29 protein-coding genes are annotated in these 26926 nt (G+C 68.0%); 21 read left to right on the top strand and 8 right to left on the bottom strand.

The annotated features are described in order from the left end of the window. Positions 1-62: 62 nt before the first annotated feature. The 3 genes from adh to glpK are packed head-to-tail and all read left to right on the top strand — an operon-like array spanning position 63 to position 3572. Positions 63-1586, top strand: coding sequence for an aldehyde dehydrogenase (adh, locus tag V4U86_RS22475; RefSeq protein WP_395308102.1), 1524 nt, complete (start codon positions 63-65; stop codon positions 1584-1586). Positions 1587-1626: 40 nt separating this feature from the next. Further along, positions 1627-2046 (top strand): DUF779 domain-containing protein, encoded by a 420-nt coding sequence (locus tag V4U86_RS22470; protein WP_395308101.1) that lies wholly within the window; start codon positions 1627-1629, stop codon positions 2044-2046. 59 nt (positions 2047-2105) lie between these two features. Further along, a complete protein-coding gene (glpK, locus tag V4U86_RS22465) occupies positions 2106-3572 on the top strand; it encodes a glycerol kinase GlpK (protein WP_395312168.1) in 1467 nt (488 codons plus the stop codon). A gap of 66 nt (positions 3573-3638) precedes the next feature. Here the strand turns inward: glpK and V4U86_RS22460 are convergent, their stop codons facing one another. Continuing rightward, the gene (locus V4U86_RS22460; RefSeq protein ID WP_395308100.1) at positions 3639-4037 is read right to left on the bottom strand and encodes a GlcG/HbpS family heme-binding protein; all 399 of its coding nucleotides are present in this window, start codon (positions 4035-4037) and stop codon (positions 3639-3641) included. Between the two features lie 279 nt (positions 4038-4316). On the opposite strand from V4U86_RS22460, the gene V4U86_RS22455 reads away from it, so the two are divergent. Beyond that, complete coding sequence (locus tag V4U86_RS22455; RefSeq protein ID WP_395308099.1) at positions 4317-5030, top strand: MIP/aquaporin family protein; 714 nt, start codon at positions 4317-4319, stop codon at positions 5028-5030. A gap of 21 nt (positions 5031-5051) precedes the next feature. Here V4U86_RS22455 and cobA read toward each other — a convergent pair whose 3' ends face one another. The 3 genes from cobA to V4U86_RS22440 form a co-directional block, all read right to left on the bottom strand. Beyond that, positions 5052-6140: a uroporphyrinogen-III C-methyltransferase gene (gene cobA, locus V4U86_RS22450; protein ID WP_395308098.1), complete on the bottom strand. Its 1089-nt coding sequence runs from the start codon at positions 6138-6140 to the stop codon at positions 5052-5054. Positions 6141-6162: 22 nt separating this feature from the next. After that, positions 6163-6765 carry a LuxR C-terminal-related transcriptional regulator gene (locus V4U86_RS22445; protein ID WP_395308097.1) on the bottom strand — a complete coding sequence of 201 codons (603 nt, stop codon included), beginning with the start codon at positions 6763-6765 and terminating at the stop codon, positions 6163-6165. Positions 6766-6967: 202 nt separating this feature from the next. Further along, complete coding sequence (locus V4U86_RS22440) at positions 6968-7687, bottom strand: (2Fe-2S)-binding protein (RefSeq protein ID WP_395308096.1); 720 nt, start codon at positions 7685-7687, stop codon at positions 6968-6970. Between the two features lie 221 nt (positions 7688-7908). On the opposite strand from V4U86_RS22440, the gene V4U86_RS22435 reads away from it, so the two are divergent. From V4U86_RS22435 to V4U86_RS22370, 14 genes are all read left to right on the top strand, one after another. Further along, entirely contained in the window at positions 7909-8337 is a 429-nt protein-coding gene (locus V4U86_RS22435; RefSeq protein WP_395308095.1) for a diol dehydratase small subunit, read from the top strand. A gap of 11 nt (positions 8338-8348) precedes the next feature. Further along, complete coding sequence (locus tag V4U86_RS22430; protein WP_395308094.1) at positions 8349-10064, top strand: propanediol/glycerol family dehydratase large subunit; 1716 nt, start codon at positions 8349-8351, stop codon at positions 10062-10064. A 1-nt stretch (position 10065) separates the two neighbouring features. Continuing rightward, positions 10066-10641 carry a propanediol/glycerol family dehydratase medium subunit gene (locus tag V4U86_RS22425; protein ID WP_395308093.1) on the top strand — a complete coding sequence of 192 codons (576 nt, stop codon included), beginning with the start codon at positions 10066-10068 and terminating at the stop codon, positions 10639-10641. Continuing rightward, the gene (locus tag V4U86_RS22420) at positions 10641-12491 is read left to right on the top strand and encodes a diol dehydratase reactivase subunit alpha (RefSeq protein WP_395308092.1); all 1851 of its coding nucleotides are present in this window, start codon (positions 10641-10643) and stop codon (positions 12489-12491) included. Before V4U86_RS22425 ends, V4U86_RS22420 begins: the two co-directional genes overlap by 1 nt. Continuing rightward, on the top strand, positions 12484-12867 hold the full coding sequence (locus V4U86_RS22415) for a glycerol dehydratase reactivase beta/small subunit family protein (RefSeq protein ID WP_395308091.1): 384 nt from the start codon (positions 12484-12486) through the stop codon (positions 12865-12867). Before V4U86_RS22420 ends, V4U86_RS22415 begins: the two co-directional genes overlap by 8 nt. 215 nt (positions 12868-13082) lie before the next feature. After that, entirely contained in the window at positions 13083-14495 is a 1413-nt protein-coding gene (eat, locus tag V4U86_RS22410; RefSeq protein ID WP_395308090.1) for an ethanolamine permease, read from the top strand. Next, positions 14492-15904: an ethanolamine ammonia-lyase subunit EutB gene (locus tag V4U86_RS22405; RefSeq protein WP_395308089.1), complete on the top strand. Its 1413-nt coding sequence runs from the start codon at positions 14492-14494 to the stop codon at positions 15902-15904. The genes eat and V4U86_RS22405 overlap by 4 nt, the downstream gene beginning before the upstream one ends. Next, positions 15901-16677: an ethanolamine ammonia-lyase subunit EutC gene (eutC, locus tag V4U86_RS22400; protein ID WP_395308088.1), complete on the top strand. Its 777-nt coding sequence runs from the start codon at positions 15901-15903 to the stop codon at positions 16675-16677. Before V4U86_RS22405 ends, eutC begins: the two co-directional genes overlap by 4 nt. 183 nt (positions 16678-16860) lie before the next feature. Beyond that, a complete protein-coding gene (gene rplM / locus V4U86_RS22395) occupies positions 16861-17304 on the top strand; it encodes a 50S ribosomal protein L13 (protein WP_073856408.1) in 444 nt (147 codons plus the stop codon). 62 nt (positions 17305-17366) lie between these two features. After that, positions 17367-17831, top strand: a complete 465-nt coding sequence (gene rpsI, locus V4U86_RS22390) for a 30S ribosomal protein S9 (RefSeq protein ID WP_395312167.1) — start codon at positions 17367-17369, stop codon at positions 17829-17831. Positions 17832-18225: 394 nt separating this feature from the next. After that, positions 18226-18711, top strand: a complete 486-nt coding sequence (locus tag V4U86_RS22385) for a hypothetical protein (protein WP_395308087.1) — start codon at positions 18226-18228, stop codon at positions 18709-18711. A gap of 151 nt (positions 18712-18862) precedes the next feature. Then, on the top strand, positions 18863-20200 hold the full coding sequence (gene glmM / locus V4U86_RS22380; protein WP_395308086.1) for a phosphoglucosamine mutase: 1338 nt from the start codon (positions 18863-18865) through the stop codon (positions 20198-20200). A gap of 49 nt (positions 20201-20249) precedes the next feature. Next, entirely contained in the window at positions 20250-20555 is a 306-nt protein-coding gene (locus V4U86_RS22375; RefSeq protein ID WP_395308085.1) for a type VII secretion target, read from the top strand. A 4-nt stretch (positions 20556-20559) separates the two neighbouring features. Then, on the top strand, positions 20560-21981 hold the full coding sequence (locus tag V4U86_RS22370; RefSeq protein ID WP_395308084.1) for a hypothetical protein: 1422 nt from the start codon (positions 20560-20562) through the stop codon (positions 21979-21981). Between the two features lie 10 nt (positions 21982-21991). Here V4U86_RS22370 and V4U86_RS22365 read toward each other — a convergent pair whose 3' ends face one another. From V4U86_RS22365 to V4U86_RS22355, 3 genes are all read right to left on the bottom strand, one after another. Further along, the gene (locus tag V4U86_RS22365) at positions 21992-22699 is read right to left on the bottom strand and encodes a histidine phosphatase family protein (protein ID WP_395308083.1); all 708 of its coding nucleotides are present in this window, start codon (positions 22697-22699) and stop codon (positions 21992-21994) included. A gap of 87 nt (positions 22700-22786) precedes the next feature. Beyond that, a complete protein-coding gene (locus tag V4U86_RS22360; RefSeq protein WP_395312166.1) occupies positions 22787-24163 on the bottom strand; it encodes a DEAD/DEAH box helicase in 1377 nt (458 codons plus the stop codon). Positions 24164-24362: 199 nt separating this feature from the next. Then, the gene (locus V4U86_RS22355) at positions 24363-25409 is read right to left on the bottom strand and encodes an LLM class F420-dependent oxidoreductase (protein WP_395308082.1); all 1047 of its coding nucleotides are present in this window, start codon (positions 25407-25409) and stop codon (positions 24363-24365) included. Positions 25410-25497: 88 nt separating this feature from the next. On the opposite strand from V4U86_RS22355, the gene V4U86_RS22350 reads away from it, so the two are divergent. Then, the gene (locus V4U86_RS22350; protein WP_395308081.1) at positions 25498-25632 is read left to right on the top strand and encodes a hypothetical protein; all 135 of its coding nucleotides are present in this window, start codon (positions 25498-25500) and stop codon (positions 25630-25632) included. Then, positions 25629-25829, top strand: coding sequence for a hypothetical protein (locus V4U86_RS22345; protein ID WP_395308080.1), 201 nt, complete (start codon positions 25629-25631; stop codon positions 25827-25829). The genes V4U86_RS22350 and V4U86_RS22345 overlap by 4 nt, the downstream gene beginning before the upstream one ends. A gap of 18 nt (positions 25830-25847) precedes the next feature. Here the strand turns inward: V4U86_RS22345 and V4U86_RS22340 are convergent, their stop codons facing one another. Beyond that, on the bottom strand, positions 25848-26690 hold the full coding sequence (locus V4U86_RS22340) for a dienelactone hydrolase family protein (protein WP_395308079.1): 843 nt from the start codon (positions 26688-26690) through the stop codon (positions 25848-25850). A gap of 42 nt (positions 26691-26732) precedes the next feature. Between V4U86_RS22340 and V4U86_RS22335 the strand changes: the two genes are divergently transcribed. Then, on the top strand, positions 26733-26921 hold the full coding sequence (locus V4U86_RS22335; protein ID WP_395308078.1) for a hypothetical protein: 189 nt from the start codon (positions 26733-26735) through the stop codon (positions 26919-26921). The last annotated feature ends 5 nt before the right edge of the window (positions 26922-26926 follow it).

The raw sequence follows: 26926 nt of genomic DNA, 5'->3' as shown, positions 1-26926 counted from the left end.
GGTGCAACCCCTAGGTTGAGTGACGAGCGACACACCGCCAGTGTCCCGATCAGGAGAATGCCATGACTGTTTATGCACGCCCGGGCGCCGACGGTGCCCTGATGTCGTTCGATGCCCGCTACGACAACTTCATCGGCGGTCAATGGGTCGCCCCCACGGCCGGCCGGTACTTCGAGAACCCCACCCCGGTCACCGGTCAGGTGTTCTGCGAGGTGGCCCGGTCCGACGAATCCGATATCGAGAAGGCGCTCGACGCCGCGCACGCCGCCGCACCTGCCTGGGGCAAGACCTCGGTCGCCGAGCGGGCACTGATCCTCAACCGGATCGCCGACCGGATCGAGGAGAACCTCGAATCCATCGCGCTGGCCGAGTCCTGGGACAACGGCAAGCCGATCCGCGAGACCCTGAACGCCGACATCCCGCTGGCGGTCGATCACTTCCGGTACTTCGCCGGGGCGATCCGCGCCCAGGAGGGTTCGCTGTCGGAGATCGACGACGACACCGTCGCCTACCACTTCCACGAGCCGCTCGGCGTGGTCGGCCAGATCATCCCGTGGAACTTCCCCATCCTGATGGCGGTGTGGAAGCTGGCCCCCGCCCTGGCCGCGGGCAACGCCGTGGTGCTCAAGCCGGCCGAGCAGACCCCGGCCTCGATCCTGTATCTGGTGTCGTTGATCGGTGACCTGCTGCCGGCCGGCGTGCTCAACGTCGTCAACGGCTTCGGTGTCGAGGCCGGCAAGCCGCTGGCCTCGAGCAACCGCATCGCCAAGATCGCCTTCACCGGTGAGACCACCACCGGCCGACTGATCATGCAGTACGCCAGCCAGAACCTGATCCCGGTCACCCTGGAGCTGGGCGGCAAGAGCCCGAACATCTTCTTCAACGATGTGCTGGCTGCCAACGACGCCTACCAGGACAAGGCGCTCGAAGGGTTCACCATGTTCGCCCTCAACCAGGGTGAGGTGTGCACCTGCCCGTCGCGCAGCCTGGTGCAGGCCGATATCTATGACGAGTTCCTCGCGATGGCGGCCATCCGCACCAAGGCCGTCCGTCAGGGTGACCCGCTGGACACCGAGACGATGATCGGCGCGCAGGCCTCCAACGACCAGCTGGAGAAGATCCTGTCCTACATCGAGATCGGCAAGAACGAGGGCGCGCAGGTGGTCACCGGCGGTGAGCGCGCGCAGCTCGGCGGCGATCTGAACGGCGGATACTACGTCGCGCCAACGATTTTCACCGGCAACAACAAGATGCGGGTCTTCCAGGAGGAGATCTTCGGCCCGGTGGTCGCGGTCACGTCGTTCACCGACTACGACAATGCGATCGAGATCGCCAACGACACCCTGTACGGCCTCGGCGCCGGGGTGTGGTCGCGCAACGGCAACACCGCCTACCGTGCGGGCCGCGACATCAAGGCCGGCCGGGTGTGGACGAACTGCTACCACCAGTACCCGGCGCACGCCGCGTTCGGTGGGTACAAGCAATCCGGCATCGGGCGCGAGAACCACAAGATGATGCTCGACCACTACCAGCAGACCAAGAACCTGCTGGTGAGCTACAGCAACAACGCGCAGGGATTCTTCTGATGAACCCCATGAACGCTTGCGTGAAGAGTCGAGTGATCTGATGGAGACCGCGGCGGCCCGGGTTTCGATCACCCGGGCCGCTGCGGCTCTGGTGGTGCACCTGCAGAATCGGCACGGGGCGTTGATGTTTCGGCAATCCGAAGCCAGTGGCGATGATCCCGCGCCGGTGTGCTGCCCGGTCGGTGAGTTCTCGGTCGGAGACAGTGACGTCCTGCTGGGCATGCTCGACGTGGTCTCCGCGCGGCAGCCCTACGGGGTGCCGGTATGGGTGTCGGGGCCGGCGTTCCCGGTGTGGGAGCACAGCCAGATGGTGATCGATGTGGCCCCCGGACGCGGTGCCGGATTCAGCCTCGAAGCATCCGAAGGTGTGCGATTCTTGTCGCTGGCCCGCATCGTCCCGGCGCGCCACGTCGAGGCGAGTCACGGTGATTCTGCCCGGGGCCAACCGTCTAGAGGTTAGGAGCAGTGTTGCCGGATTTCGTCGCGGCCATCGATCAGGGGACCACCAGCACGCGCGCCATGATCTTCGATCACGCCGGTGCCGAGGTCGGGCGCCACCAGTTGGAGCATGAGCAGATCATGCCGCAGGCCGGCTGGGTGGAGCACAACCCGGTGGAGATCTGGGAGCGCACCGCATCGGTGCTGATGTCGGCGCTCAACAACACCAATCTGCAGCCCGAAGACCTTGCGGCGCTCGGGATCACCAATCAGCGCGAGACGACGCTGGTATGGAACCGGCGGACCGGCCGGCCGTACTACAACGCCATCGTCTGGCAGGACACCCGCACCGACCGGATCGCCACCGCACTGGACCGCGACGGCCGCGGCGACGTGATCCGCCGCAAGGCCGGCCTGCCGCCGGCCACCTACTTCTCCGGCGGCAAGATCCAGTGGATCCTGGAGAACGTCGACGGGGTCGCCGAAGCCGCCGCGAAGGGCGATGCACTGTTCGGCACCAGCGACACCTGGGTGCTGTGGAATCTGACCGGCGGAACCCGCGGAGGCGTGCACATCACCGATGTGACCAACGCCAGCCGCACCATGCTGATGAATCTGGAGACCCTGGACTGGGACGATGAGTTGTTGTCCTTCTTCGGGATTCCCCGGCAGATGCTGCCGCAGATCTGCCCCTCCTCATCGCCGGAGCCCTACGGTGTGACGTTGGCCGCCGGACCGATGGGTGGCGAGGTGCCGGTGACCGGCATCCTCGGTGACCAGCAGGCCGCGATGGTCGGGCAGGTGTGTCTGAAGGCCGGCGAGGCCAAGAACACCTACGGCACAGGGAATTTCCTGCTGCTGAACACCGGAGAGAAGATCGTCCGCTCGGAGAACGGGCTGCTGACCACGGTCTGCTACCAGTTCGGGGACGCCAAACCGGTGTATGCCCTTGAGGGTTCTATCGCCGTCACCGGGTCGGCCGTGCAGTGGTTACGCGATCAGTTGGGCATCATCAGCGGTGCCGCCCAGAGTGAGGCGCTGGCCCGCCAGGTCGAGGACAACGGTGGGGTGTACTTCGTGCCGGCATTCTCCGGATTGTTTGCGCCGTATTGGCGTTCCGACGCCCGGGGCGCGATCGTCGGGCTGAGCCGGTTCAACAGCAATGCCCACGTGGCGCGCGCGACCCTGGAGGCGATCTGCTACCAGAGCCGCGATGTCATCGACGCCATGGAAGCCGATTCCGGAGTGCACCTTGATGTTCTGAAGGTGGATGGTGGTATCACCGCCAACAATCTGTGCATGCAGATTCAGGCCGACGTGCTGGGGGTGGATGTCGTCAAACCGGTGGTGGCCGAGACGACCGCACTCGGTGCGGCCTACGCCGCGGGCCTGGCGGTCGGCTTCTGGGACAACGCCGACGACTTGCGCACCAACTGGCAGGAGGGTCAGCGGTGGAGCGCGCGGTGGTCCGATCAACAGCGAAGCGACGGCTACGCAGGCTGGCAGAAGGCGGTGCAGCGCACGCTGGACTGGGTGGACGTGTCCTAGCGAGGTATGTTCCCGCCCCGCGCAAGGAGAGCTGCGGGGCGGGAGCATTCACGATCGACAGCCGAACTACAGCGCGGCCACACCGGCCTCGGCCACGGTGACATCCTGTTCGACGCTTCCCGCGCTGACGCCGATGGCACCTACGACTATCCCGTCGACGGTCAGCGGGATACCGCCACCGAAGACCACCAGGCCGCCGGCCGTCTGCTCCAGACCGTAGAGCTCGGCACCGGGCTGTGCGAGCGGCATCAGGGCGCCGGTGGGCGCGTTCATCAGGATGGACGTGCGAGCCTTCTTGATCGAGATGTCGATGCTGGCCTTGATGGCGCCGTCCATCCGGGCGAACGCCACCAGGTGCCCGCCGTCGTCGACCACCGCGATGTTCATCGGCTGGCCGATCTCGCCGGCCTTGTCGATGGCCGCGTTGACCACCTTGGTTGCACTGGTCAAGCTGATGGCGCTCATGACGAACCTTTCGAATGGGTTTTCCCGCAACGAGTTTTGACGTTATCGGGGTACTCTGTCGCACTTCGATGATAATCGGAACATCGCTGCCTCGGCGGCAGATTGCGGCGGACGCACCGGCGCCCATTCAGGCCCTAGCCAAATACTGACCCAAAGTTGTGTTCCGGCAGTACTTCCGGATGGTTGCCGGCCCGGGATACGTCAGAAGCCGCACGGACATCCACGGCTCGGCAAACGCTGGTGGCAAAGCGTTCTATGCCGATTGGGTTAGGTGGTTCAGTGGCGAACATCGACATCTTCGTATGGGAGTTCCTCGGCACGGCGGTGCTGTGTCTGCTCGGCAGCGGCTCGGTGGCTGCGGTCGTACTCAAGAACTCGTATTCCCATGGTGGGGGCGGTGATTGGTTGATCATCGTGCTCGGGTGGGGATTCGCGGTGTTCACCGGCGCCAGTATCGCTGCACCGGCCGGCGCGCATATCAACCCGGCCGTGACCTTGGCGGTGGCGATATCGGGCGGGGTGCCGTGGGCGCAGGTACCGGTCTACTGGGCGGCGCAGGTGCTCGGTGCCTGCATCGGAGCCTCATTGGCCTGGGCGGCCTTCAAGCTGCAGTTCGACAATATGGACGACAATTCCGGTACCCGGGGGATCTTCTGCACCTCACCGTCGGTACGCAGTTTCGGCTGGAACGTCGTCACCGAGGTCATCGCCACGTTCGTGCTGATCTTCTGGATCCTGACCAACCCCGAGGTCAACACGACATTGGGCTACGCAGCCGTGTCCTTCGTCGTGATCACCATCGGCTTCGGGCTGGGTGGACCGACCGGCTACGCCATCAACCCCGCCCGCGATCTGGGTCCTCGTATCGCATACGCGCTGTTGCCGATTCGGGGCAAGGCGAATGCCGACTGGGGCTACTCCTGGGTGCCGGTACTCGGACCGCTGGTGGGTGCCGCGCTGGCCGCCGGACTGGTCGCGGTGTTACCTGCCTGACCGATGCTCGGATGCGGCCCGTCAGAGCGCAATAGCGCTCTGCGGGCGCATCGCCGGCGGTACGGCCGACCCGGGCACGAATCCGGCCACTGCGCCGATCACGGTGGTTGCCGGTGGCCGCACCGAGCCGTCCCGTGCGGCGGACGCGATGGTGGCCAGGTCGGCGCGGATCTCCTGCTGGCCGGCCAGCGTGCCGTCGGCGATCAACGCCGCCGGGGTATCGGGCGGCATCCCGGCTTCGATGAGGGTCCGGGCGATCGCCTCGAGATTGGCAACGGCCATCATCAGCACGATCGTGGTGTTGGCCGACGCCAGCGCCGCGTAGTTCACCGTGCACTGCGGATCATCAGGCGGCACATGCCCGGACACCACGGTGAATCCCTGTGTCAGACCTCGGTGCGTGACGGGGATGAGCGCCGCGGCGGGTGCGGCGATGGCCGAACTCACACCGGGTATCACCTCCACCGCGATCCCGGCGCGCACACAGTCGTCGACCTCCTCACCGCCGCGGCCGAAGACGAAACCGTCCCCGCCCTTGAGACGCACCACCGTGCGCCCGGCGCCGGCGTGCTCGATCAGCAGCGCATTGATGGCGTCTTGCTCGGTCCGGTGGCCCCCGGGGATCTTGGACACGTCGATGATCTGTGCCTGCGGCGCAACCTCATTGAGTGCTCCCACCGGCGCCAGTCGGTCCGTGACGATGACGTCGGCGCCGGCCAGCGCCGCTCGTCCGGCGACGGTGAGCAACCCCGGATCCCCGGGTCCGCCGCCCACGATGACCACCCGGCCGGCCCGTTCGTGCGCGGCGGGGCCGCGCTTGCCATCGTGTGCGTCGATGCAGAACATCCCGCGCGCTGTTCCCTGGGTGACGGCCCGGCGTTCGCAGTCGGTCAGGCCGCCGCAGTCGAACAGCACTTCGGTGTGATCGAGGTCGGTAACCTCGAAATAGCGCGGGTACCAATCGATCAGCCCGCGATCGGCGAGATCGGCCACATAGGCCGAGGGCTCAGGTGTGAATACCGCGACGACGGCACCCGCGGCGACCAGCGCGCCGACCACCGGCACGGAGTGCTCGGCGCAGCCGAGCACCGCGACCGTGCGGCCGCGCACCGGCAAATGGACCCCAACCCCCTCAGGCATGATCGCGCGCCCGCAACACCGTGGCAACCAGCGCCGCCCGACTGCGCACGTCGAACTTCGTCTTGATGTTGTGCAGATGGAATTTCACGGTGGCCTCCGAGATGAACAGGGAACCGGCGACGGCGCGGTTGTCGAGGCCCTCGACGACCAGGTCGAGTACCTCACGTTCGCGACGGGTCAGGGTGCCGGGGGCCCGGGCCTCGGACTGCCGGCGAAGTTCGTCGACGAGGGTTTGTGCGCTGCGCGCATCCAGTGCGCGGTGACCGTCGATGACGCGCACGACGGCGCGGCGCAACTCCGCAGTCGAGGATCTGCGGTCGACCACACCGTCGGCGCCCGCGGTGATCATCGGTAGTGCGCGTTCGCGGGGGTCCTCACCGTCGATGACGGCGACCACGCGGGGAGGCGGGTCGAGGCCCGCCAACAGGGCCGGCAGGACGGGGCCCATTTCGGCGTCGACGACGAGTAACTGCGGTGCCAGGCCGAGCAGTCGCTGTAGGAGTCCGGGTCCGTGCGCAAGATCACCGACCACCGCGACACCGACTCCTTGTGTCATGACGTGGATCAGCCCGTGCCGCAGCAGCTCGTCGTTCATGACGAACACCGTGCGCGGGGCGGCGTGTGCCGCGAAAGGCAGTGGAATACTTGGATTTTCGACTCGGCCATCGGATTCGACGGCGTTGTTGTCCCGCTCGGTCGGTGCAACGCGGGTCTGTGGCCAGCCCATGGTCAACTCCGTCCTGCTCATGAAGCGGCGAATGGTAGCGGAACCGGCGTTGCAAAGAGGTTGCAGCCCGTTACCGAGTGGCGGGGATCAGCACGCAATCTCCGCACAGCATGCCGCCCGGCCGCTGGTAGTACAGACAACAGCTGTTGCGGCGGAAGCGATCGCCGGCGAACGAGCCCGTCCCGGTCAGCGGCTCGAGTGCCAGCAGCTGGCTCACCAGGGCCCGCCCCGCAGCTTCGGATTGCGGTCGTGACATGGCCAGTACCGTCACCGCACCGTTGGATGCCGAGGTGATATTGCCCAGCGTGACCCGAGATGAGAGCGAGGCCAGCGCCTCCAGCCTGCAGCCGAGTTCGACCAGAACCTGCACCACGGTGTCGACGATGGTGGCCGCGCCGGCGGGTCTCCACTCGGGACTGGCGACGGCGAACTGTGGGGCGTGCGTATCCGCCGGGCGCCACCGCACCGCGGCGGCGTCGAGCACCGGCACGGCGCCGGAGCACACCGCGGCCCCGATCACCGGAGAAAGCAGGCGGGCAGCCACGCCCAGGTGAAACGACGATGCCGCCATCCGTACCGGCACCTCAGTTGACTCGCAGCCCGCGGCGGCCGCGATGGCCGACCGGGTGGCCTCGACATGTCCGGTCAGCACCGAGTCGCCGAAAAGCTCTGGTAGAGGGCGCCATTGCTGCTGCGCGGAAGCGACGGACAGGGTGAAGTAGCCGCCCAGGTCTGCCAACGTCGCCAGGTATCCGGCGGTGGCGCGCGGCGCGTCGAATGGGGGAGTCACGGTGGTTGCAGGTTAACCACGGGCGGCGAGCCGGGGCGAGGGTATGGCCGGAACCGGCCGAGAAGTCGGGGTCATTTCGGCCGCCCGGGTGAGGTCGGCAACTGTCTGCAACCTTGTTGCAACGTGACGGGAGCCACAATGGCCACAGTGCGGTACCCCGCCCCATATGGACACAGTCAGGTGACCTCACCTGGGTCATCCCTCTCACCTGGGAGCAGTGCATGACAGAACCGACCCTCGATCCGACGGTGGATTACCCGTTGAGCCTGAACCGGCAGGATCTGCTGTTCACCCCCAACGGCAAGCCCATCGCCGACATCACCATGGAGGCCGTGATGTCTGGTGACGTCACGGCTTCGGACCTGCGCATCACACCGCAGACGCTGCGCCTGCAGGCGCAGATCGCCGAGAAGGTGGGTCGCAGCCAGCTGGGCGCAAACCTGCGCCGGGCGGCCGAGATGACGGCGATCAGCGATGAGCGTGTTCTACAGATCTATAACGCGTTGCGGCCCAACGCTTCGACCAAACCGGAGCTCGACGCGATCGCCGACGAACTGGAGAACCAGTACGGGGCCACCATGCTGGCCGGACTCGTCCGCGACGCCGCCGACGTCTACGAACGTCGCGACATCCTGGCCACCAACGAATAGGAGTTGAACCGGTGACCGCAGTTTCGCCTGAACAGGCACCCGCGCCGAAGCGGCAGTCCGAACGCACCCGGGTGCTCGAAGAACGTCCGGTCAACCTGGACGGTTTCGTGCAGGAGTGGCCCGAGGTCGGGATGGTCGCCCTCGACAGCGCGTTCGACCCCGAGCCCAGCGTGCGGGTGGTCGACGGGGTGATCGTCGAGATGGACGGCCGAGCCCGCGCCGACTTCGACTTCCTCGACCAGTTCATCGCCGACCACGCGATCGACGTGCAGACCACCGAGCAGTCGATGGCGATTCCGGCACAGGAGATCGCCGCGATGCTGGTCGATCCCCGGGTCAGCCGTGACGAGGTCATCGCGGTGACCCGCGGCCTGACCCCGGCCAAGCTGCTTGAGGTCGTCAAGACGATGAACATCGTCGAGATCATGATGGGCATGCAGAAGATGCGGGCCCGCCGTACCCCGGCGAACCAGGCGCACTGCACCAGCGCCCGCGACAACCCACTGCAGGTGGCGTGCGAGGCCGCCGAGGCGTCGCTGCGCGGATTCTCCGAAGTGGAGACCACGTTGGGCGTCGTGCGCTACGCACCGTTGGTGGCGATGGCCCTGCAGATCGGTAGCCAGGTGGGCACCGGCGGCCGCCTCACCCAGTGCGCGCTGGAGGAGGCCACCGAGCTCGAGCTGGGCATGCGCGGTATCACTGCCTACGCCGAGACGATCTCGGTCTACGGCACCGAGTCGGTGTTCGTCGACGGCGACGACACCCCGTACTCGAAGGCGTTCCTGGCCGCGGCCTACGCCTCGCGCGGTATCAAGATGCGGTTCACCTCGGGCACCGGATCGGAAGTACAGATGGGCAACGCCGAAGGGCGTTCGATGCTCTACCTGGAGATCCGCTGCATCCTGGTCACCAAGGGAGCCGGTGTGCAGGGCCTGCAGAACGGTTCGATCTCCTGCATCGGTGTCCCGGGCGCGGTGCCCGCCGGTATCCGGGCTGTCGCGGCCGAGAACCTGATCGCGTCCGCGGTCGATCTGGAATGCGCATCCGGCAACGATCAGTCGTTCTCGCATTCACCGATGCGCCGCGTGGCGCGCCTGCTGCCGCAGTTGATGCCGGGCACCGATTTCATCACTTCGGGCTACTCGGCAACACCCAACTACGACAACATGTTCGCCGGGTCGAACGTCGACGCCGAGGACTTCGACGATTTCAACACCATCCAGCGGGACCTGCAGATCGACGGTGGCCTGCAGCATGTGAAGGAGGCCGACATCCTCGCGGCCCGCCATCGTGCCGGTAAGGCCTTGCAGGCGGTGTTCCGGTATCTGGATCTGCCGGCCATCAGCGATGCCGAGATCGAGGCGGCGGTCTACGCGCACGGCAGTCGGGAACTGATCCCGCGCGATGTGTTGGAGGATCTCAAGGGTGCCCAGCAGGTGATGGACCGCAACGTGACGGGTCTGGATCTGGTCAAGGCGCTGGAGTCGACCGGCTTCTCGGATATCGCCGAGAATCTGCTGACCGTTCTGCGCCAACGCGTCTCGGGTGACCTGCTACAGACCTCGGCCATCATGACGCGCGACCTGCAGCCGTTGTCGGCGGTCAACGATCGCAACGACTACGCCGGCCCCGGCACCGGTTATCGCCCGACGGGGGCGCGCTGGGAGGAGATGAAGCGCCTGCGTCACGTGACGAGCGCCGAGAACCCGGAAGTTGAGGTGGAGTGAAATGACAGGCAGACTCCTGACATTCGCCGATGAGAAGCCGGCCGAGCCCGGCAAACGAACCGACGAGGTGCTCGTCGGCATCTCGCCAGCCTTCGCGGATTTCTTCAGCCAGACGATCACCGGGCTGTCACATGCCGACGTGATCCGCCAGATCCTGGCCGGTATCGAGGAGCAGGAGGTGTCGGCGCGCATCGTGCGGGTCAGGCACAGCAGCGACCTCGCGGTCGTCGCGCACACTGCGGCGAAGCTGTCCGGCTCGGGGATCGCCATCGGGTTGCTGTCGCGCGGTACCACGATGATCCACCAGCGGGATCTGCCGAGGTTGTCGAGCCTGGAACTGTTCCCGCAGTCTCCCCTGATGACGCTGGAAACCTACCGACAGGTCGGCTCGAACGCGGCGCAATACGCCAAAGGCGAGTCACCCGAACCGGTTCCGACGCTCAACGACCAGATGGCCCGCCCGCGCTGGCAGGCCAAGGCCGCGCTGCTGCACCTGAAGGAGACCGAGCAGATCGTCCAGGGCGCCAAGCCGGTCGAGGTGATTCCGCAGTTCGCGCAAGCGCTGGCGACGAACTGATGCTCACCGTTGTCGGTGTCGACATCGGCAACTCGACGACGGAGGCCAGCGCAGCGACCATCGGTCCCGGCGGTTCGATAACGTTCCTCGGGGCGGCCCTGGCGCCGACCACCGGTGTCAAGGGCACCCCGAGCAATGTCGAAGGTGTCGCCGATGTGGTGGACCGGGCACTTCGGGCGGCCGGTGTCGCCCTGGGCGATCTGGATACCGTGCTGCTCAACGAGGCGACCCCGGTGATCAGCGGGATGGCGATGGAGACCATCACCGAGACGATCATCACCGAGTCGACGATGATCGGGCATGATCCCCGCACTCCGGGCGGCCGGGGTCTGGGCGTGGGCACCACGGTGGCGTTCGAGGCGCTCGCCGACATCACCGGCGGCGACCCGGTGATCGCGGTGGTGCCCAGCGGGGTGGACTTCGAGGTCGCCGCGGAGACGATCAATGCAGCGGCCCGACGCGGGGTCGTCATCGCCGGCGCCATCCTCGGTAATGACGACGCCGTCCTGGTGGTCAACCGGCTCGATACGGCCATCCCGGTCATCGACGAGGTGTCTCGCATCGATGCCGTCCCACTGGACATGCTGGCCGCGGTGGAGGTGGCCGGCCCGGGCCAGTCGATACGCACCCTGTCCAATGCCTACGGTCTGGCCACCATCTTCGAACTCGACGCCACCGCGACCAAAATGGTGTCCCCGGTGGCGCGCGCGTTGACCGGCAACCGCTCCGCCGTCGTCGTGCGCACTCCGGCCGGTGACGTCGCCGACCGCACCATTCCGGCGGGATCCCTTGAACTCAACGGGGAGAGCCGCCGCGCGACGGTCGACGTGTCGCGCGGCGCGGTTGAGATCATGGCGGCGGTCGAGCGGGTGAGCCCGCTGTCCGATGTGAACGGGGAGGCGGGCACCAATACCGGCGGCATGATCGCCAACGTGCGTCAAGGCATGGCCGACCTGTCCGGTCACGCGGTCGCCGATGTGCACATCAAGGATCTGCTCGCGGTCGATACCTTTGTGCCGCAGGAGGTCCGTGGCGGCGTCGCCGGCGAGGTGGCGCTGGAGAACGCGGTCGCACTGGCCGCGATGGTGCGTACCCGGGAGAGCGGGATGCAGGCCGTGGCCGCCGCGGTGGCCGGTCGATTGCGCGACGCGGGCGCCGAGCGGGTCCAGGTGATCGTCGGCGGCGTCGAGGCCGAGATGGCCGTCCGGGGAGCGCTGACCACCCCAGGAACCGACAAGCCACTGGTGGTGCTGGACCTCGGTGGGGGATCGACGGATGCCGCGCTCATCGAGACCGACGACACGATCACTGCGATGCATCTGGCGGGCGCCGGTGATCTGGTCACCAAGCTCATCGATGCCGAACTGGGACTGGACAACCTGGAACTGGCCGAGGACATCAAACGCTTCCCACTCGGCAAGGCCGAGAGCTTCTTTCACGTCCGGTTGGAGAACGGCACCGTGCAGTTCTTCGAGAAGCCGCTTCCGGCAACTGCGTTCGCCCGCGTGGTGACGTTGGACGGGTCGGGTATGAATCCGATTCCGGGCCGTCATTCGATGGAGCGGATCGCCACGGTGCGCCGCACCGCCAAGGAACGCATCTTCGTCGTCAATGCGTTGCGGGCGCTGCGCAGCGTGGCACCCGGCGGCGACCTGCGTCAGATCGGCTTCGTGGTGCTGCTCGGTGGCTGTGCGCTGGACTTCGAGATTCCCGACCAGATTGCCGATGCCTTGGCGCCATATGGGATTGTGTGCGGCACAGGGAATGTCCGTGGTACCGACGGTCCCCGTAACGCGGTGGCAACGGGGCTGGTGGCGGCCTACGCCGCCGAGGTCGCCGACCGTGGCTGACGGCTTCCGGAAAACGAGCGGGCAACCGCAGCGACCAGCCATCGTGGTGCTCACCGGCGGCAGCGCAGCGGCGCTGCGTGAGGTGCTGGCCGGTATCGAGGAGGAAGGCGTGCCGCACGTGGTGCAGCCGGGCGGGTCGGCGGATGCGGCCGAGCTCGCCATCCGGGCCGCAGCCGAGTCCCCGCTGCAGGTGGGCGTCGGAATCGGCGCCGCGGGGGATGTGAGCGTCTGCCACGCCAAACTCGAACAGCCGATCTTCGAGCTCCCTGCCGCAGCGGCACCGGGCCAGTTGCGGACTCTGGGGCACAACTCCGCCCGGATCGTGGCGGGACTACCCCTGAAAACGCTCACCGACCGTGCCATCAGCCATCTTTGAGGCCCTTTTGAGGCCATATTGGGGTGGACAGCGCGGGGTTTACCGACGATACTGCTCTATCAAAGGTCGGTAAACATACCTTTAGGCTGACTCGTCTTTCGGGCAGTCGAACGTGCCCGGTCAGCCCGGTGGCTGACAGATGCTCCAGACGCCGACCCGGCGCCCCCGATCACCGTCGATCGACCGCATTGCACTGTCAACAAAGGAGTTTTGAAGTGGCCGGTGTCGAAGAACACCTCGAGAGTGCGGACTATCTGCAGAAACGCCAACTGAAGTCCGGCAGCGCGGGCTGGTTGCTGCTGGCCGGTCTCGGCGTCAGCTATGTCATCTCCGGTGACTACTCCGGCTGGAACTTCGGGCTGGAGCAGGGCGGTTTCGGCGGCCTGGCCATCGCCGCGGTCATCATCGCCGGCATGTACCTGGCTCTGGTGCTGGGCATGGCCGAGCTGTCCTCGGCGCTGCCCGCCGCCGGTGGCGGTTACACCTTCGCCCGGCGCGCGTTGGGTCCATGGGGTGGATTCGCCACCGGCACTGCAATTCTCATCGAGTATGCGATCGCCCCTGCGGCCATCGCGACCTTCATCGGTGCCTACGTCGAGTCGCTCGGGCTGTTCGGCATCACCAACGGCTGGTGGATCTATCTGGCCGCGTACGCGCTGTTCATCGGCATCCACCTGTCCGGTGTCGGGGAAGCGCTCAAAGTGATGTTCGTGATCACCGCCATCGCGCTGGTCGGCCTGCTGGTCTTCGCGATCGCCGCGATCGGGCATTTCGACATCGCCAACCTGACCAACATGGCCGTCGACGAGACCGCCGCCGGCGCATCCAGCTGGCTGCCGCACGGTTACATCGGGATCTGGGCCGCGATCCCGTTCGCCATCTGGTTCTTCCTCGCCATCGAAGGAGTGCCGCTGGCCGCCGAGGAGACCGCCAACCCCGAACGTAACGTCCCGCGCGGCATCATCGCCGGCATGGGCGTCCTGCTGATCACCTGTGTCGCCGTGTTGTTCCTGACCACCGGAGCCGGTGGCGCAGAAGCGATGTCGACCTCGGGCAACCCGCTGGTGGAGGCGCTCGGTGACGGCACCGCGGCCAAGGTGGTCAACTACATCGGGTTGGCCGGCCTGATCGCGAGCTTCTTCTCGATCATCTACGCCTACTCGCGGCAGCTGTTCGCCCTCTCCCGTGCCGGGTACCTGCCGAGGGCGCTGTCGGTGACCAACAAACGCAAGGCACCCACCCTGGCGCTGATCATCCCCGGCATCATCGGTTTCGTGTTGTCGCTGACCGGCCAGGGCGACCTGCTGCTGAACATGGCGGTGTTCGGGGCGGCGCTCAGCTACGTGCTGATGATGGTCAGCCACATCGTGCTGCGGGTGCGCGAGCCCGATATGCCGCGGCCCTACCGCACCCCGGGCGGCGCGGTGACCACCGGTTTCGCCCTGGTGATCGCCGTCCTCGCCGTCATCGCGACCTTCCTGGTCAACCCGGTCGCCGCCGGCTGGTGCCTGGCCGTGTTCGCCGCGTTCATGCTGTATTTCGCGGTCTACAGCCGGCACAAGTTGGTGGCCAACTCGCCCGATGAGGAATTCGCCATGCTCGCGAGTGCGGAGAGTGAACTGAAGTGATCTACCGGCAGCAGATCTCGGGCGTGAACTACGCCTTCGACGGACTCGTGGAGGTGATGGCCAAGGCCACACCGCTGCGCTCGGGCGACCAGCTCGCCGGGTGCGCAGCCGAGCACGACGCCGAACGGGCAGCCGCCGCCTGGGTGCTCGCGGATCTGCCGCTGCAGACCTTCCTCAACGAGGACATCGTCGCGTACGAGACCGACGAGGTCACCCGACTGATCATGGATACCCATGACCGGCAAGCCTTTTCGGCGATCTCTTCGCTGACCGTCGGTGGCCTGCGGGACTGGCTGCTGGAAACCTCCTCGCACGACGACAGCGCGGCCCGGATCGCCGCCGTCGCGCCGGGGCTGACCCCCGAGATGGTGGCCGCGGTCAGCAAGATCATGCGCAACCAGGACCTGATCGCGGTCGCGGCCGCCACCGAGGTGACGGCCGCGTTCCGCACCACCGTCGGGCTGCCCGGCACCCTGGCGACCCGGCTACAGCCCAACCATCCCACCGACGACCCCCGCGGTATCGCCGCGGCGGTGCTGGACGGGTTGCTGCTGGGGTGCGGTGACGCGGTGATCGGCATCAACCCGGCCACCGATTCCCCGCACGCCACCGCGGATCTGCTGCACCTGCTCGACTCCATCCGGACCCGCTACGACATCCCGGTGCAGTCCTGCGTGCTCTCCCACATCACCACCACCATCGGTCTGATCGAGGAAGGGGCGCCGGTCGATCTGGTGTTCCAGTCCATCGCCGGCACCGAAGGCGCCAATTCAGCCTTCGGCGTGAACATCGCACTGCTGCGCGAAGGGCGGGACGCCGCGACGGCTCTCGGGCGCGGCACCGTCGGGGACAACGTGATGTACCTGGAGACCGGGCAGGGGTCCGCGCTGAGTTCAGGGGCACACCTGGGGGTGGGGGACAAGCCGGTGGACCAGCAGACCCTGGAGACCAGGGCCTACGCGGTGGCGCGTGACCTGAACCCGCTGCTGGTCAACACCGTCGTCGGTTTCATCGGCCCGGAGTACCTCTACGACGGTAAGCAGATCATCCGGGCCGGGCTGGAGGACCACTTCTGTGGCAAGCTGCTCGGCCTGCCCATGGGCGTGGACGTCTGCTACACCAACCACGCCGAAGCCGACCAGAACGATATGGACACCCTGTTGACGCTGCTGGCCGCGGCCCGGGCCGCATTCGTGATCACGGTGCCCGGCGCCGACGATGTGATGCTCGGCTACCAGAGTCTGTCCTTCCACGATGTGCTGACCACCCGGCGGACCCTGGGGTTGCGCCCGGCCCCGGAATTCGAGGCCTGGCTGCAACGCGTCGGCATGGTCGACGACGCCGGCCGGCTCACCCCGTTCGATCTGGCCCACTCACCGCTGCGCGCACTCACCCAGGCGCCCGCATGAGTGAGCAGGATCCGGCTGTGCGGGAGTTCTGGGCCGACCTGCGCAAGACCACCCAGGCCCGGATCGGGCTGGGCCGGGCCGGGACCGCGCTGCCCACCCGGGAGGTGCTCGAACTGGCCGCCGCGCACGCCGCGGCCCGCGACGCCGTGCACATCCCGCTGGACGTGGAACAACTCGGCGCGGCTGTCGGCTCGGTCGGCATCGGCGAGCCGATTGTGGCCACCAGCCGGGCCACTTCCCGCGACGAATATCTGCGCCGGCCCGACCTGGGCCGGGCGCCGGCCGAGGACATGGACATCCCGCACGCCCCGGCCGACATCGGTTTCGTCCTGGCCGACGGGCTGTCGCCGACGGCGCTGAGCCACCACGGCGCCGCGCTGCTGGGCGCTCTGGTGGAACAGCTCGGCGACCGGTACACCCTGGCGCCGCCGGTCATCGCCACCCAGGCCCGGGTCGCCCTCGGCGATCACATCGCCGCCCGGCAGGGGGTGCGCACCGTGGCGGTGATCATCGGGGAACGCCCCGGCCTGAGTGTGGCGGACAGCCTCGGCATCTACCTCACCCACCTGCCGCGGCCGGGATGCACCGACGCCGACCGCAACTGCATCTCCAACATCCATCCCCCCGACGGGCTGGGCTACGCCGAGGCGGCGCGGGTGGCGGCCGGGCTGGTCCGCGGCGCGGTGGCGCTCGGACGCTCGGGTGTCGCCCTGAAGGACACCTCGCGCCTGGAACTGGACGCCCAGAGTGCACTGGACCGGGAAATCTCCTGAGGGGCCGGGTTCACGGCCGTCCGGACGCGTTTTGACCTGGGCGGATAACGGCCGGTAAGCTGCTCGGTTGGCGTGAGCTGCCCTTCGCCGGGCGCACGGGTCCCGGGTCAACGTCGGTCGCCGGAATCCTGAATCGCGCCCGCCTGACCGGCATCAACAACCCGAGAGTAGAAGGTAAGCACTGTGCCTACTTACACGCCGAAGGCGGGTGACACCACGCGTTCGTGGTACGTCATCGACGCCCAAGACGTGGTGCTCGGCCGTCTCGCCGTCGAAGCAGCCAAGCTGCTCCGCGGCAAGCACAAGCCGACATTCACGCCCAACGTCGACGGTGGCGACTTCGTCATCGTGATCAATGCCGAGAAGATCGCCGTCAGCGGCGACAAGCTCACCAACAAGTTCGCTTACAGCCACTCGGGTTACCCCGGCGGTCTGCGTAAGCGTTCCATCGGTGAACTGCTGGAGAAGCACCCCACCCGTGTCGTGGAAAACGCCATCATCGGGATGCTGCCGCACACCAAGCTGAGCCGCCAGGTTCAGAAGAAGCTGAAGGTGTACGCCGGCCCGGATCATCCGCACGCCGCGCAGCAGCCGATTCCGTTCGAGATCAAGCAGGTGGCCCAGTGACTGAGCTGAACGAAACCGAGGCCGTGGTCGAGGTGACCGAGGACGCCGCTGAGGCGCCCGAGGTGACCGAGAGCTACGAGACCGCTGCTGTCGAAGGTGACGCAGTCGAGGAAGCCGCTCCGCGTGAGCCGGTCTACATCGACCGCCCGATCCAGACCGTTGGCCGCCGCAAGGAAGCCGTCGTCCGCGTCCGCCTGGTGCCCGGCACCGGCAAGTTCCACCTGGATGGCCGTTCGTTGGAGGCCTACTTCCCGAACAAGGTGCATCAGCAGCTGATCAAGGCTCCGTTGGTGACCGTGGACCGGGTCGATAGCTTCGACATCTACGCACACCTCGACGGTGGCGGCCCGTCCGGGCAGGCCGGTGCACTGCGCCTGGCCATCGCCCGTGCACTGATCCTGGTGCAGCCCGAGGACCGTCCGGCCCTGAAGAAGGCCGGCTTCCTCACCCGCGACCCGCGTGCCATCGAGCGCAAGAAGTACGGCCTCAAGAAGGCCCGTAAGGCTCCGCAGTACAGCAAGCGCTGATCTGCTCTGCTTTACGCCGCCGGGTGTGGATTCCGATCCACACCCGGCGGTTTCTTTTTTCGTGACCTTCTTTGCTCGCCGCCGTGGGATCCGATCGCTCGGCTCGCCGTCGAGCCGTGCGCAGCCCCGCACTTCGCCACTGTTCAACGGGAAATCCGCAGTGATACGGCGGACACGGGCGCCGAGCACAACCCGCACGCCGAGGAGTTGGCTCATTCGGCGGTGTTTGCGGCAGATCGGGCCGGGCAGGTTTGACAACGCCGCCGACGGTGCAAACCCTGGGAGTGGAGCGGGGACGCCGTCGTGCGTCCGAGGCAGACCGAATCTGTCGCCGGAACGAGTCAGTCAGCTCGTGGGGGACCGGACCGCTTCACTGACTGAAAGGATGAGTTTCTTGACGAAGAGCACTTTGACCCGCATCACTGCCGGCGCCGCCATGGGCGGAGCGTTTCTGCTGTTCGGAGGTGCCGCGGCGGCCAACGCCGAGCCGGCCGACGGACGCGTGGACCTCGCCATCGGGACGGCAGGCGTGCTGACCAGCGTGCCCATCGAGACGGCCTCGCAGATCGCCGCCGGTGTCTGCGACACCGACCTGCCCACCATCGCCTCGACCGCCGAGGGCGTGGACTCCAGCGGCACCCAGGCCAGCGTGTGCACCAGCGCCGAGATCGGGGCGGTCGACTTCCGCCAGAACACCGCCGGTGCCGAGGACGGCACCTCCGGCGTGATCGACGCGCCGGGTACCGCCGAGGGCACCTCGTACTCCGAGGAGCCCACCGAGGAGCCGGCACCTGATGTGACCGGCGACGAGGAGCCGGCCGTCGAGGGTGAGACTCCGGTCACCACCACGACAGTTCCCGCACCGAGCCCGGTCGGCTGATCTGGTCCGATAGCGCCACCACCGCCCGCACCCACCTGGGGTGCGGGCGGTGCCGCGTTTCGGGCCGGTCCCGGATATCGATTCGGTACCGACTGCGGCGCACGTGTTGCCGGTTGGCTCTTTCGGTGCTGTCTGTGAGAAATTTATGGGCATGGCTCGACTGTTCGGCACCGATGGCGTGCGCGGAGTCGCCAATCGCGATCTGACCGCGGAATTGGCGGTGGCCCTCGGTTCGGCCGCCGCCCGCCGGCTGACGTCCGCCGGGACCGCCCGGCGCCGGATCGCGGTGGTGGGCCGCGACCCGCGGGCCAGCGGCGAGATGCTGGAGGCGGCCGTGATCGCCGGGATCACCAGCGAGGGTATCGATGCGCTGCGGGTCGGGGTGCTGCCGACACCCGCGGTGGCCTATCTGACCAATGCCTACGACGCCGACTTCGGCGTGATGATCTCCGCATCGCACAATCCGATGCCCGACAACGGCATCAAGATCTTCGGTCCCGGCGGGCACAAGCTGGACGACGCCACCGAGGACCGCATCGAGGAACTGCTGAACTCCGGCCCGGGGACTCGCCCGGTGGGTGCCGGGATCGGGCGTGTCGTCGATGCCGAGGATGCCCTGGACCGGTACCTGCGCCACGTCGCCAAGGCCGTCACCGCCCGGTTGGATGGCATCAAGGTCGTGGTCGACTGCGCCAACGGCGCCGCTTCGGTTGCCGCGCCGTTGGCCTACCGCGCCGCCGGGGCCGAGGTGATCACGCTGCACGCCGACCCGAACGGTCTCAACATCAACGACCGCTGCGGTTCGACGCACATGGAGGTTCTGCAGGAGGCCGTGGTGGCGCACGGGGCCGACCTCGGGCTGGCCCACGACGGTGACGCCGACCGCTGCCTGGCCGTCGATGGCACCGGGGCACTCATCGACGGCGACGCCATCATGGTGATGATGGCGCTGGCCATGCAGGAGGCCGGCGAACTGGCGTCGGACACCCTGGTCGCCACTGTGATGAGCAATCTCGGCCTGCACCTGGCGATGCGTGCGGCCGGGATCGAGGTTCGCACCACCGCCGTCGGCGACCGATATGTGCTCGAGGAACTGCGGGCCGGCGAGTTCTCGCTGGGCGGCGAGCAGTCCGGCCACATCGTGCTGCCGACCTTCGGAACCACCGGTGACGGGATCGTGACCGGCCTGCGGGTGATGTCGCGGATGGCCCAGACCGGGGCGTCGCTGGCGGCGCTGTGTGCGCCGATGCAAACCCTGCCGCAGGTGTTGATCAACGTGGCGGTCGCCGACAAGGCCACCGTCGCCGACGCCGTCTCGGTGCGCGCGGCCGTCGCCGAGGCAGAGGCCGAGCTCGGCGATACCGGCCGGATTCTGTTGCGGCCGTCGGGAACCGAGCAGGTGGTGCGGGTCATGGTGGAGGCCGCCGACGAGGTGACCGCGCGTCAGCTTGCGGTCCGGGTGGCCGAATCGGTCAGCCGGCAGGGCTAGTTCGGCTCAGCAGGGAACCGATCGCGGTGCTGCCGCGTCCAACTCGGGTATGGGATTCATCGACGCTGCCCGGGTGGATGTCGCCGCCGTACTCGATGCCGCGCACCGCTATGACACCGTGGCCGCGACGCTGGACGGTGCGGCCCAGCGGTGCCTGACGGTGTTGGCCTTCGGCGGCGCGCGGGCCGGGCGCGAGTACAGCGCCGAGGGCGAGGACCTGCGCCGGGCCGTCGACCGGACGGTCGACGCGCTGCGGGACTGGTCCCGCGGCTGCCGGGACCTGGCCGCGCAGTTGAGGGTGTCGGCCGCCGAGTACGTGCAGGTCGACGACCGCGCGGCACGCCGGATCGGGTGAGGCGATGAGTGAGCTCGCGCCGGGTTTGCCTGCCGTGCAGGTGATGTCCGAATATGTCCGGGCGGTCCGACTGCTAGGGCACCCCACCCCGGAACCGACCCGTCTGCACGCCGCCTACACCGCGGAGGACGGGATGGATCTGCAGGCGCTGGACGCCGACGCCCGCGCGCTGTCGGTGGCGGCCGCCACCGCCGAGGAGACGCTGCTGCTGCAGGATCAGGTGCGCCGCGCACTGGACGGGGCCTGGCGGGGCGTCGGGGCGCAGGCGGCCGTCGAAGAGCTGCGCCGCCACGCCATGGCGGCCGCCGGTGTCGTCGACGGTCTGCGCGGTGCGGCGGTGGCACTCGATGAGCTGCGAAACCGGCTGCGGCAGTTGGTCGATGACAAGCTGGAAGCCACGCTGGAGGTCGAAGCTCGCGGAACGCGAACGGAATGGCTGGGCGCCGCCCGCACCGTGACCACCGGCGCCGGGGACCGCGCCGCGGCCAGCGAGCTGGTGGACCAACGGGTCGCACCGTTCGTGGCACACGACATCGGCGTCGACTGGGTCTCGTCGATGCGGGATACCGAGGACGCCATCCGGCGGGCATACCGGGAGGCTGCCGCCGGGACCGTGGCCGCTACGTTCGACCACCCCGGTCCGTTCACGCCACCGAGGGCGGAACCTGCTGCTGCCGAAAGGGTTTGGGCGCCACCCCCGGCGCCGGCCGCGATGACTGCCCCGGCCGCCTACATTCCCGCGCCACCGGCACCCGACCCGGCGGCGGGTCCCGCCCCCGCCGAGGCGGCCCCGCCGACCATGCCGGCTCCGGTGATGCCGGCCGCAGCACCCGCAGCCGCACCCGCGTCGGTGGACCCGGGAGTCCTGTCCGGCGGAGCAGTGTCTCCGCTGGGATCCGGAATGTCCGGGATGTCGGGGCTCTCCGGACTGGGCCAGTCCTTCGCCGACCTGCTCGGCGGCCTGCTTGGCACCGGGGGAGCGGCGCTGGGCGACAGCGTCGGCGGGACGGACGGTCTGGACCTCGGGCCGGACGATGATCCGGAGGACCTCGAGATCGATGGCCCCACCGGAGACGCAGAAACCGGAGACGACGTTGCTGAAGACGACGTTGCTGAAGACGACGTTGCCGACGACGAAAAACCCGGGGACGAAGAACCCGGGGACGAGGCACCCGACGATGAAGAACCCGAAGATGAAGAGCCCGGGGACGACCGAGTCGAGCCCGGTGACGACGTAAGTGCGGAGTCCGCCGAGTCGGACGCGCCCGTCGCACCGATCGAACCCGTTGTCCCGCAACCGGAACCGCCGGCACCGCCACCCGTGCCCGATCCGCCGGCCGATCCGGTCGTCGTCCCCGTCGAGCCGGCCCCGCCGCAGACCCCGTGCGAGATCGCGGCTGACGAATTGCCGCAGGCCGGGCCGTGACCGGTCCCCGCTACGGTGTCATCCGGCTGGTGACCAGATCCCAGCCCTCGACCGGGTTACCGCGAATCACAAAGTATCCGGTGTTCTGCAGGGGTGCGGTCAGAAACGTGCCGGCGTCGGCGCCACGCACGTTCATGGCGACCCACATCATGATGGCGGCCCCGTGCGAATACGCCACGGCGTTGTTGTCCCCGCTGTCGTAGATGGTCGCGACGGCCTCGTCGTAGCGCGCGTCGAACTCGTTGCCGTCGATGGAACCGGGTATGCGGGCGGCGCGGTCCCCGCTCACCCATCGCAGCGGTGCCTGGGCGTAGGTGGTGCCGGCGTCGGCCTCCGGCAGGCCCTCATAGTCGCCGGCCTCGATCTCGCGCAGCCCGGGCAGTACCACGATGGTTTCCCGCAGCGCAGTGGCCATTGGCTGGGCGGTCTGCTGCGTCCGGACCATGGTGGACGCGTAGACGCCGTCGTAGGTGTTGCCCTTGCCGCGCAGGGCGATGGTGATGGCGTCGGCTTGCCGCCGGCCGAGGTCGGTGAGTTCGGGGCCCGGGGTGGAACTGTCGATGAGTCCCGAGGCGTTACCGGCGGACTGTGCGTGCCGAACGAGGGTCAGCGTGATGTCGCGCAGCTGGGCTGCGGCGATCGGCGCCGATACCAGCGTCAGCGCGAAGGTCAGCAGCAGGGCCGCGATCGCCCGCCCGAGCCCGGTGGTGGTTGGCACAGTGCCTCCCTCAGGTGAACACGAAAATGGTCGCCGTCAACGTATCTGACGGCGACCATCTTCTCGGTCTCGATCCGCCGAAGCGGATCAGCGGGTGCCGGAGCGCGCGGTGCCCGACCCGCTGCGGCGCGGACGCCCGCGCCCGCCGGCCTGGCCGCCGCCGGAGTGGCCGCCCTGGCCGTGGCCGCCGCCCGAGTGTCCCGATCCGCCCGAGCCGCGCTGCGGCCGGCGCCGGCGTCCGGGCTGCTGCGAAGTGCGTGCCGGTGCTTCCGGGGTTTCGATGACCAGACCACCGCTGAAGGAGCGCTCGCCGGGGGCGATCTCCTGCAGCACCGGGTGCGTGGCACCGCTGAACTTGGTGATGGTCGGCTTCACGCCCGCCTTGCGGGTCAGCACCCGGACATCGGCGACCTGATCGTCGAGCATCAGGGTGACCACGGTGCCGTCGTTGCCGGCACGCGCGGTGCGACCGGACCGGTGCAGGTAGGCCTTGTGCTCCACCGGCGGATCGGCGTGCACCACCAGGTTGACGTCGTCGACGTGGATACCGCGCGCGGCGATGTCGGTGGCCACGAGCACCGAGGCCGATCCGTCGGAGAACGCGCCGAGGTTACGGGTACGGGCATTCTGGGACAGGTTGCCGTGCAGCTCGACTGCCGGGACGCCACGCGAGTTCAGCTTGCGGGCAAGGCCTTTGGCGCCGTACTTGGTACGGGCGAACACGATGGTGCGACCGGGTGAGGCAGCCAGGTCGGCCAGCACCTCGAAGCGGGCGGCGCCGTCCACATGAAGGACGTGATGCACCATGGCCGAAACCGGGGACTGCTCGGAGTCGACGCTGTGCACGATCGGGTCGTGCAGGTAGCGGTCGACCAGGACGTCGATGCCGTTGTCCAGGGTGGCCGAGAACAGCAGCCGCTGGCAGTTGCGGGGGGTGCGGTCCAGCAGGCGCTTCACTGGCGGCAGGAAGCCCAGATCGGCCATGTGGTCGGCCTCGTCGAGCACGGTGATCTCCACCGCGGACAGGTCGGCATGACCGGACTTGACGTGATCTTCCAGCCGTCCGGGGCAGGCGATGACGATATCGACGCCGTCGCGCAACTTCTGGATCTGGGGTCCGGCGCTGACGCCGCCGAACACGGTGGCCGAACGCAGGTTGGTGGCCTTGGCCAGCGGCGCCAGCGAGGCGTCGATCTGGGTGGCCAGTTCCCGAGTCGGGGCCAGGATCAGCGCGCGGGGCTTGCCGGAACGCCGCGGGGCGGCAGAGGCCGCCAGCCGAGTGACGACGGGAAGCAGGAACGCGTAGGTCTTGCCGGATCCGGTGCGACCGCGGCCGAGCACGTCACGGCCGGCCAGCGAATCGGGCAGCGTCGCAGCCTGGATGGGGAAGGGGGTCTCGATACCGTTGGCAGCGAGCGTGGTGACAACGGCCTCGGGCAAGCCGAGGTCGGCAAAGGTAGACAAGTAGATGCTCCAGAAATAGAAACGGTCGTCCTGCCCGGCGCGGATGGTCCCGCGGCGCTCGGTGTGACGATCAGCAGAGCTCAAGAATGGCCCTGGCGAAGCGGCAAAAGGCAGAACAGACGATGCCGCTGTTACTCAGGATACCCAATGATGTCGCCAGCCCCCAATTGTGAGGCGAGCGTCACCCCGCACGCTGGAGCTACAGGTCGCGGGTCAGCGACACCAGTTCCTCGGTGAACCGCACGGCCTCGGCATCGTCGGTGGCCAGCGGGTGTACCAGCATGGTGGTCACGCCGGCCTCCTTGTAGGCCGCCAGCCGGTCCTTCACGAAGCCGCGCGGACCGACCAGTGAGACCTGGCGCACCAACTCGTCGGGCACCGCGGCGATTGCTTCGGATTTCTTGCCGGCCAGGAACAGGTCCTGGATGTGATCGGCCACCTCGCCGAATCCGTACCGGGTCGCGAGGTTGTGGTAAAAGTTCTTTCCGCGGGCGCCCATGCCCCCGATGTACAGCGCCAGTTGGGGCTTGGCCCAGGCCAACCGGTCGTCGAGATCCTCACCGATGGCAAGGCTGGCGCTGACCATTATGTCCAGCGGTCCCAGGGCCGGGTCGCGTTTGGCGAAGCCGGCGCGCAGCGCATCGCCCCACACCTCGTCGGCCTTCTCCGGGTAGAAGAACACCGGCTGCCACCCTTCGGCGATTTCCGCGGTCAGCTCAACGTTTTTCGGCCCCAGCGCGGCGATCGTGATCGGGATGTTCTCCCGCACAGGGTGATTGATGAGGCGAAGCGGTTTGCCCAGGCCGGTGCCGCGGTCGGCGGGCAGCGGGATCTGGTAATGCTTGCCGTCGTAGTTCACCTTCTCGCGGCGCCACACCTGGCGGCAGATGTCCACCACCTCGCGGGTACGGCCCATCGGCGCGTCGAACGGCACCCCGTGGAAGCCCTCCATGACCTGGGGGCCGGAGGTACCGATGCCGAGCCGGAAGCGGCCGTCGGAAACGTAGTCCAGCCCGGCCGCCGTCATCGCCAGCAGGGTGGGGGTGCGCACATAGATGGGCACCACACCGGAGCCGAGCTCGATGGTCGAGGTCTTGGCGGCCAGGTAGCCGAGCTGGCTGATGGCGTCATAGGAGTACGCCTCGGCGACCAGCGCGATATCGGCGCCGATCTTCTCCAGTTCGACGACCTGCTCGACCGCCTGCTTGAACCCGCCCGCGTAGCTCATGAAGATGCCTGTCCGCATCCGTCAGTTATACACCAACCAGTTGGTTGACCACCCGCCGTGTGTCCGTTGCGACACGCCTGCCCCGGAGATGGACGGATCGTGCACGGTGTTCGAGCACGACCCGGAACATCTGCCCGAGGTGCGGCGAGGCCTGCGGCCGATGACCAAACCCGTTGTCACACCGGCCATTTGCCAGTTCTGGATCCGCCTGTCCCATCAGGATTTCGATCGCAGCCGATGACCACTGAGACATGCACGGGCGCTCCGCCCGACGGGCGGCTGCGCAATGATGGCGGGATGCGCGAAACAACCGGTTCAAGCGCGATCGTCGATGGCTTCGCCCATGCCGCGGCCAACACCGATGTCATGGTCATGGATCAGATGAACGACCTGTTCGCTGGCCTGCTGCTCGAGCCGGAGGACGTCGGTAACCGGTGACACCCCGGTAAGCCCTGCTCAGCCCTTCAGCAGGGCGGCCACCTTGTCCTCAAGGGTGGGCTGCTCGGCGTCCGGCACCGGCGCCACGGTCTTGGGCAGCAACACGTCGGGATCGGCGAAATCGCGATAGGTCTTGTCGCCGGCGAGCACGTGCAGCAGGTAACCGGTGAGCAGGGCGCGGGTGGCCTTTTGCGTGCCGCGGTCCGCACCGGGCAGCCCGAACGCCTTGGCCAGCCGGCGTCCCTCGATCAGGCCCCCGGGCTCGGCCTTGTGCACAGTCCGCAGGATGGCCGTGGGCCAGGCCCGCGACAGCGCGTCGGCGTTGGAACGGATGGCGGTGCCGTCGGCCGGTGCCCGCAGGATCAGCCCGGAGCTCTTCAGCGTCGCGGCGGGCTGTTCGGCCGGCGGGCTGCTGACCGCGGGGTAGAGGGCGGCGACCGCCTGCAGCCGGGACCCCAGCCCGGCGGCGGCGAACACCGCGGCCGAGCCACCGAAACCATGGCCGACCAGGCCCAGCTTGGTCGGGTGCACGCTGATCTTGCCGGGCCCCAGCCGCACCCCGGCGATGATGTCCAGGGTGGTGCCAAGGTCGAAGGCGAGATTGAGCACCGACGGTGCGAACGACCGCTCGGTGTCGGGCGCCGCGGCGACGATGCCCCAGGACGCCAGGTGCTCCAGGGTGCCGGAATACCGGTCGGTCCCGGTCAGCCAGTCGTGACCGAACGCGATACCGGGCAGATTCAGCCCCGACTCGGGGGTGTAGACGACGCCGGGCTGGCCGGCGAACGCGAGATCTCCGCGCAGCACGCGATGCGGTCCGCGCCGGGTCAGAGCAGCGAAGAGCTGCTTCGTCTTGGCCACCCGTTGACCGTAGCCCACGGCCGCCCGGCCTACGTTGCAGGTGTGACGTTGCGGCCGACGGCGATGTCGGTGCTGTCCCTCGTCGGCGGGGCGGCCGCGCTGCCCGGTGGCCACGCTCACATGGTGCGGGGCACCACGTCCTGTACTTCGCGTTTGGGGTGGTCGCGGGCCCTGCTGGGCCAGTTGACATCCGCGCGAGCGAAAGCCGGGCCGTCGCTGCACTACCCTTGACGCCT

This window comes from Mycobacterium sp. AMU20-3851 (genome assembly GCF_043974665.1).
GTDB lineage: Bacteria > Actinomycetota > Actinomycetes > Mycobacteriales > Mycobacteriaceae > Mycobacterium.
Note: the sequence above shows the minus strand (reverse complement) of the source record. Positions and strands in the feature narration are given on the sequence as shown.

Coding starts and splice junctions, on each gene's coding strand:
- V4U86_RS22420 (WP_395308092.1), top strand. CDS start 10,641: ATGCTCACCGTTGTCGGTGTCGACATCGGCAACTCGACGACGGAGGCC.
- V4U86_RS22370 (WP_395308084.1), top strand. CDS start 20,560: ATGAGTGAGCTCGCGCCGGGTTTGCCTGCCGTGCAGGTGATGTCCGAA.
- glpK (WP_395312168.1), top strand. CDS start 2,106: ATGATCTTCGATCACGCCGGTGCCGAGGTCGGGCGCCACCAGTTGGAG.
- glmM (WP_395308086.1), top strand. CDS start 18,863: ATGGCTCGACTGTTCGGCACCGATGGCGTGCGCGGAGTCGCCAATCGC.
- V4U86_RS22435 (WP_395308095.1), top strand. CDS start 7,909: ATGACAGAACCGACCCTCGATCCGACGGTGGATTACCCGTTGAGCCTG.
- V4U86_RS22445 (WP_395308097.1), bottom strand. CDS start 6,765: ATGAACGACGAGCTGCTGCGGCACGGGCTGATCCACGTCATGACACAA.
- adh (WP_395308102.1), top strand. CDS start 63: ATGACTGTTTATGCACGCCCGGGCGCCGACGGTGCCCTGATGTCGTTC.
- V4U86_RS22345 (WP_395308080.1), top strand. CDS start 25,629: ATGACCACTGAGACATGCACGGGCGCTCCGCCCGACGGGCGGCTGCGC.
- V4U86_RS22425 (WP_395308093.1), top strand. CDS start 10,066: ATGACAGGCAGACTCCTGACATTCGCCGATGAGAAGCCGGCCGAGCCC.
- eutC (WP_395308088.1), top strand. CDS start 15,901: ATGAGTGAGCAGGATCCGGCTGTGCGGGAGTTCTGGGCCGACCTGCGC.
- V4U86_RS22355 (WP_395308082.1), bottom strand. CDS start 25,409: ATGCGGACAGGCATCTTCATGAGCTACGCGGGCGGGTTCAAGCAGGCG.
- V4U86_RS22375 (WP_395308085.1), top strand. CDS start 20,250: ATGGGATTCATCGACGCTGCCCGGGTGGATGTCGCCGCCGTACTCGAT.
- V4U86_RS22460 (WP_395308100.1), bottom strand. CDS start 4,037: ATGAGCGCCATCAGCTTGACCAGTGCAACCAAGGTGGTCAACGCGGCC.
- V4U86_RS22470 (WP_395308101.1), top strand. CDS start 1,627: ATGGAGACCGCGGCGGCCCGGGTTTCGATCACCCGGGCCGCTGCGGCT.